The 1,448-nt window shown below is 69.6% G+C and carries 1 protein-coding gene; it reads left to right on the top strand.

The genetic code is table 11. From position 1 onward, the window contains the following. On the top strand, positions 1-1,444 hold a 1,444-nt coding region (locus tag ACTWQE_RS34045; RefSeq protein WP_443332956.1), incomplete at its 5' end, for a SulP family inorganic anion transporter. Positions 1,445-1,448 lie beyond the last annotated feature (4 nt).

Raw genomic sequence — 1,448 nt, 5'->3', positions numbered from 1 at the left:
CCGGGCGGATGTCACTGCCTCTGTCGTGGTGTTTCTCGTTGCTCTGCCGTTGTGTGTGGGTGTGGCGGTGGCGTCGGGGGTTCCGGCGGAACTGGGGCTGGTGACCGGCATCGTCGGTGGTCTGGTCACCGGTCTGCTTCCCGGGAGCAGTTTGCAGGTCAGTGGGCCTGCGGCGGGGCTGACGGTGCTGATTTTGGAGGCCGTGACCGAGTACGGGGTCGGGGCGTTGGGCGTGTTCGTGCTGGCTGCGGGTGTGCTGCAGCTGGTGATGGGCGCGTTGCGGCTGGGCCGGTGGTTCCGGGCGATCTCCATCGCGGTGGTGGAGGGCATGCTGGCCGGGATCGGCCTGGTGCTCATCGCCGGTCAGCTCTATGCCATGACCGATGCCAAGGCGCCGGGTTCGGGTCCTGCCAACCTCGCGGGCCTGCCCGCTCTGGCCGCCGATACGGCCGGCTCACCGGGTGCGGTGACGGCCCTGTGCCTGGGCGCGGGCACGGTGGTGGTGATGGCGGTGTGGAAGAAGATGCCGGAGAAGGTGCGGCTGGTGCCCGCGCCGCTGGCAGCGGTGGGCCTGTCCACGCTCGCGGTGGCGCTCTTCCAGCTGCCGGTCAAGAGGGTGGAGGTCAAGGGCCTGCTCGGGGCGATCCAGCCGCCCTCCCTCGATGATGTCAGCGGGGTGATGGGCGTCGGTGCGATCGGCACCGTGGTGGCCATCACCCTCATCGCCTCGGCCGAGAGCCTGTTCAGCGCCGCCGCGGTGGACCGGCTGCACAACGGCCCGGGCACCGACTACGACAAGGAGCTGATGGCCCAGGGCGCGGGCAACACCGTCTGCGGTGCGCTGGGCGCCCTGCCGATGACCGCGGTCATCGTGCGCAGCGCGGCCAATGTCCAGGCCGGGGCGAAGACGAAGGCCTCACGGGTGCTGCACGGGCTGTGGCTGCTGCTGTTCACCGCCCTGGTCCCGGCCGCCCTCGGCCTGATCCCGGTGGCCTCCCTGGCCGGGATCCTGGTCTTCTCCGGGTTCAAGCTCATCCCCTTGAGCGCGCTGGGCCCGCTGTGGCGTAAGCACCGCGGGGAGGCCGTGATCCTGATAGCCACCGCCATCGCCATCGTGGTGACCAACATGTTCGAAGGCGTCCTGGTCGGACTGCTCCTGGCGATCGCCAAGACCGCCTGGGAGACCAGCCACGTCCAGGTCCACGTCGATGAGGACCAGGACAGCAGCCGACCGCTGCGCGTGGTCGTCTCCGGCAACGCCACCTTCCTGCGCCTGCCGCCGATCCTGGACACCCTGGAGAAGCTGCCCAAGAACCGGCCCATCGAACTCGACCTCCTGGACCTGCGCCACCTCGACCACGCCTGCCACACAGCACTGACCAACTGGGCCGAACGCCACAACAACGAGAAGGGAGAAGCCCGCGTCCTGATGCCCACGGCCTGACCGG

The organism is Streptomyces sp. 8N706, assembly GCF_052245415.1.
Taxonomy (GTDB): Bacteria; Actinomycetota; Actinomycetes; order Streptomycetales; family Streptomycetaceae; genus Streptomyces.
This window is presented reverse-complemented; position numbering and strand designations above follow the sequence as displayed.